Source organism: Microcystis sp. M53603_WE2 (assembly GCF_030065435.1).
In genome coordinates this window covers 1-4781 of sequence record NZ_JASJFF010000016.1, presented here as the reverse complement: position 1 = coordinate 4781, position 4781 = coordinate 1, and the positions used below count along the sequence as shown (strand labels likewise).

At 41.3% G+C, this 4781-nt stretch carries 4 protein-coding genes and 2 pseudogenes; 3 read left to right on the top strand and 3 right to left on the bottom strand.

Features of this window, described 5'->3' with window-relative positions:
- The 3 genes and pseudogenes from proS to PX481_RS00380 form a co-directional block, all read right to left on the bottom strand.
- A partial coding sequence (gene proS, locus PX481_RS00390) for a proline--tRNA ligase (RefSeq protein ID WP_288093061.1) occupies positions 1-1455 on the bottom strand: 1455 nt, incomplete at its 3' end.
- Positions 1456-2123: 668 nt separating this feature from the next.
- Positions 2124-2774: a methyltransferase family protein gene (locus PX481_RS00385; RefSeq protein ID WP_002758219.1), complete on the bottom strand. Its 651-nt coding sequence runs from the start codon at positions 2772-2774 to the stop codon at positions 2124-2126.
- Between the two features lie 62 nt (positions 2775-2836).
- Positions 2837-2962, bottom strand: a pseudogene (locus PX481_RS00380) (DUF4334 domain-containing protein); the annotation flags it as partial.
- A 178-nt stretch (positions 2963-3140) separates the two neighbouring features.
- Between PX481_RS00380 and PX481_RS00375 the strand changes: the two are divergent.
- The 3 genes and pseudogenes from PX481_RS00375 to PX481_RS29980 all read left to right on the top strand — a co-directional run.
- Positions 3141-3356, top strand: coding sequence for a hypothetical protein (locus tag PX481_RS00375; RefSeq protein ID WP_288025022.1), 216 nt, complete (start codon positions 3141-3143; stop codon positions 3354-3356).
- Between the two features lie 176 nt (positions 3357-3532).
- Positions 3533-3823, top strand: a complete 291-nt coding sequence (locus tag PX481_RS00370) for a helix-turn-helix domain-containing protein (RefSeq protein ID WP_288025019.1) — start codon at positions 3533-3535, stop codon at positions 3821-3823.
- Positions 3824-4362: 539 nt separating this feature from the next.
- Positions 4363-4781, top strand: a pseudogene (locus PX481_RS29980) (IS110 family transposase); the annotation flags it as partial.

Below are 4781 nucleotides of genomic sequence, written 5' to 3'. Positions count from 1 at the left end.
TTCTACGGCTGCCTGGGCTAAACGCGATACTCCAATCCCATAACAACCCATACAAATGGGGGTAGATTCTCCCGCTTCATTAGTATAAAAAGCATTCATGGCTTGAGAATATTTATATCCCAATTGGAAGATATGACCGACTTCAATTCCTCTAGCACTTTGCAAGGTTTGATTGGGATCGTGAATAGCTCGATCGCCTACCCGGGCTTTGCGTAGATCGACGATTAATTCCGGTAAGATAAAATCTTTACCCCAATTGGCTCCCACTACATGAAACCCGGTTTCATTAGCACCAGTGATAAAGTTTTCTAAGTCTGTCACCGTGTTGTCTGCTATGCGTAAAAACTTAGGAGCGATATCGCTGGCTTTTTTGAGCAAATTATCTTCTAAGTCGGGAGCAATATAACCCAAAGGTAAGGGTTTAGTTGCCCATTGCTGTTGAGCGGCAGCATCGGGTATTTTTAAAGCCAAAATTGTTTTAGCATTGTAACGGCCCGCCTGTCTAACTAATTCATTTTGTAGTTTAACTTCGTTAACCTCTTGATCGCCGCGAATATGCAGTAAAACTAAAACAGTTATGCCGCTATCATAAACCACTTCGTAGAGAACATTCTTGACGATAGCAGTGGCAGAACAATCGAGAAATTTAGCTAAACTTTCGATCGTGTTGGTGTTAGGAGTCTCTTTTTTAGCAAACTTTTTCAAGGGAGAAGCCACTTTATCTGCCGGCAAAGAAACGGCTTTTTCCATATTAGCCGCATACTTTTCATCGGCGGTAAATAAAACCTCATCTTCTCCAGCATCAGCTAAGACCATAAATTCTTGGGATGCGGAACCGCCAATCGCTCCAGAATCGGCTTCTACTGCCCGAAAAGCTAACCCACAACGGCGGAAAATATTGCGGTAAGCTATATCCATCGCTTGATAGGTTTTCTTTAAACATTCCTCGTCAAGATTGAAAGAATAGGCATCCTTCATAATAAATTCTCGTCCCCGCATTAAACCAAAACGAGGGCGAATTTCATCGCGAAATTTAGTTTGAATCTGATATAAATTAACTGGTAATTGTCGATAGGAACGAATTAAATCACGAGCGACGGCAGTAATTACTTCTTCGTGAGTCGGTCCTAATCCTAACTCCCGCTTTTGCCGGTCCGTCAGGGCAAACATAATCCCTTCTGCTTTTGTGTAGGTGTCCCAACGGCCTGATTCTTGCCAGAGTTCCGCCGGTTGCAGTTGGGGAAGTAAACATTCTTGGGCGCCGGCTTTGTTCATTTCTTCCCGGACTATCTGGGAGACTTTCTGTAAAACCCGCCACATCAGGGGTAAATAGGCGTAAATACCGCTGCCAATGCGACGAATGTAACCGGCACGCACCAAGCATTTATGACTGGGTATTTCCGCCTCGGCCGGGTCTTCCCGGAGGGTGACAAAAAGCTGTTGAGAGAGTCGCATCCTATCGATATCCTTTTGAACAGAAGACTTTCTATTATCTCATCAAAGGAGAGCGACTGCAATGATCAATTACTTGTGTTGACAAACAATAACAGCGATCAGTTTACCGATTCTCAGGTATTTCCCCTCACAACTTGAGACTGGTTGGAGACGCATTGAACTCTAGTTCCAATTGCCTAACTCCCTTGTTCTCTACTCTAGGAAATATGAGCGTTCAGGTCGATCGCTGTTACCGTCGTTATCGAGACAGAATGTAACTTTAACAGGGTTTACTCCTTTGTGAACTTGACCTTTATAACCTTGCCAGTCGATCTGTCAGGGAAGCTTTTTTCTTTAGCTTCAATTATTAATATAACATCGGATTGGGGCTAGAAATCTTTCTCTTAATCAAAGTTTACATTACTGGGATCAAGGAAAAGCCTCGATGTTTTGACGCTTAACCGACCATAACTCCCTTCTGTCAAAGTGGGTGAGGTAATACCCCCTAAATGGGGAGCATCTCACCTTTGTAACCCCTAAATCAGGTTTTATGTCAAGCTATTTTAAAAGCCTTGCTAGAAACCAGTTTTAGGGATAAGTATAATTACTCACTTGCATAAATGAGATGCTCCCCCTAAATGAAACTTAATAGCGCACCCTGCGGTTTCAGAGAAAGACCTTAACTTTGCTTAGGTTTGAGTGGATTGGCGAGCATCCAGACGGGAGTTTATTAGCTTGGGTAATAGCAATCCGGATTTCGCTTTGTAAGCGTCAAATTCAGGATAGCGGGAGAGGGAGCGGTCTTTTTTAAGCATATTGGGAATGAAGACCCCGGCGATGAATCCCCCCAAAATCAGAAAAGGGAGCCAATGTTGGGCTAACAGGGCAAAACTCAGATAAATTAAAATCTCTCCTAAATAGTTGGGATTGCGACTACGACTAAAGAAACCTTCGGTGATCAATCCTTCCCTATATTTAAGGGTAAAATACTTTTGGGCATCGCTACCGTAATGGAGAAATACCCCCATAATATTGATCGCTATGGCTGCGGATATTAAAGGAGCGGCGGCCGTGACCTTCCCGCTAACAATAATAAAAGGGGCAGCCCAATACAAACCGAGAACGATAAAGGTAAATATTCCCATAGCCAACGGTATTTCTTTTTCCCATTGTTGATCTGGATATAATCTATCCTTGATCAGCCACATCAGACCGTAAGTTCCGTGTAGGGCAAGGTATATCCAAGCGAGCGGGGTAAAATTATTATAAAAAGCCATTAAGCCCAATATAATTAGAAAAGTCAGAAATTTATGCCAATTAATCGCGTGTTTTATCTTCATTTTCTTCAAAGTAGAAATCAATCCTGTTGATCGAGTGCTAAACAATTATAACTACTAACGTTTCAATCCGGTCTTTGACATCGCTTGAGAATAAAAAAGAAAGGTCGGGGAAAGTTGTTAAAATCCATAATTACTGGCAGGGTATTGTCCTCTAATTTCCGAAAAGAGTCATTAATCGGCGAATAATCCTAGATCATCAGCACCAGCTTCCAATCTGGTCTGTCAGGTTAACGGCGATCGCAGTTTTGTCGCTTGGGTTAAGACACCGCACTACCTAAGACCAAAGACTGGCGCATTGTTAATAAACACACTTTCCTATCCAAAGTTGTACTTACAAATACAATTTAATAAAATCGGTTCTTCGGTTTGTCTTATGCAACGTACAGGATTATAAGGAATGAAACTCTTATAGAGAAAGACATTTGGCGATTTTTGTCAATTGTTTTTGATCTAGAGCGAACTAATCAATTAAGTCTCTTGCCAGATAAGGATTTAGTCGATTTATGCTCCCCTATCGAACCATACCAAGTAACGAAGAGCCTTCTGTTAACGCAATTTAAATTACGAACAGCTTACCTCTGATCGTCATTTTGAACAAGCAGGATTTACTAAATTATTGTAAGATTGCATTATATAAAATTTGTTTATGTAACAAAATACATCAGCCAAACTTTTAAATGATTAGAAATCAAAGATCCTAAATGAACTATCAAAAAATCGAGGACATCTTTAACAAAAGAAATTAACTAAAAATAAATATGCCTAAAACCACAGATGCCCTAAAAATCATTCATCAAATCATCGCAGACGATCCCACAATACAAGAACAAATCGCCCTAGAATCCATCAACGCAGAAATCGCACAACTGATTTATGACTCTCGTACAAAAGCTGGATTAACCCAACAACAACTAGCCGACCTAATCCATGTTGAAAAATCCGTTATTGAAGATCTAGAAGACGCTGACTATCAAGACAATCCCCTAATAATGCTGCAAAAAATCGCCACCGCACTCAATCAAAAAGTCAAAATGAGCCTTGTTAGCTAATCTGTTGAAAGCATTCGTTATCAAATTCTGATCCATCATCAAAAAATTGCCAATGAGGAACAAAAAAAATCCCCCGATGAAAACTTAATTAATTACTGAAAAAGAGAAATTAAAGGTTGAGAAAAAAGTTTATCTAGAGCAGAAAAGCGATTAAACAGAGGAAAATAAGCGATGATTTCAAACATTGAAAAACCCTTAAAAGTCAACCCCACCTTAGCCACCTTATTAAGTAGGGAGGCACAATTATTTGTAGGATGGGTTAGCGGTAGCGTAACATAATCGGGCGTTGGGTTTCATGCTTCAACCCAACCTTGTATATTGAGAGAGGTGGTAGACCGTCCCAACCTTGGTCGGAAAAGACCGCTTCGTAGCAAGGGTCACCACCATAATCTCCCTGACAAAACTCGAACAGTCGCCGGGGTCGTGGCGAAAACAATCAATTGTTAAGCTAAGAGACCGGATCGGGCAAGGATGAGTAAAATCAAGGGGATGCTCTCCAAAATAACCATCAATTCTGCTTGCTTTAGTTAGGTTCAATCATGGAAAATATCTCTCAATGGGTAGGCATTGACATTAGTAAAGCGACCCTAGATGTTTACCTCCGTCCGATGGGTAAAGCGATGAAAGTTGCTAACACAAAGGAGGACATATCTAAACTGGTCGAGACCCTAAAATCTTACACGCTCAACCTCATCGTTCTGGAAGCGACAGGAGGTTGAGAAACTGAACTGGTGATTCAATTACAAGAAGCGGATTTACCTGTAGCCTTAATCAATCCCCGTCAAGGAAGAGACTTTGCTAAAGCCACTGGTAAATTAGCCAAAACCGATGCCATTGACGCTCAAATTTTAGCTCATTTTGGCGAGGCAATGCAACCGCAAATATTAGCGGTTGAGTCGGAAGAATCTCGTCAATTGGGCGACTTAATTAGTCGTCGCCGGCAACTTGTCGAGATGCG

Bases quoted from the DNA above. Each gene is read 5' to 3' on its own strand.
- PX481_RS00370 (WP_288025019.1), top strand. From the start codon at position 3,533: ATGCCTAAAACCACAGATGCCCTAAAAATCATTCATCAAATCATCGCA.
- PX481_RS00385 (WP_002758219.1), bottom strand. From the start codon at position 2,774: ATGAAGATAAAACACGCGATTAATTGGCATAAATTTCTGACTTTTCTA.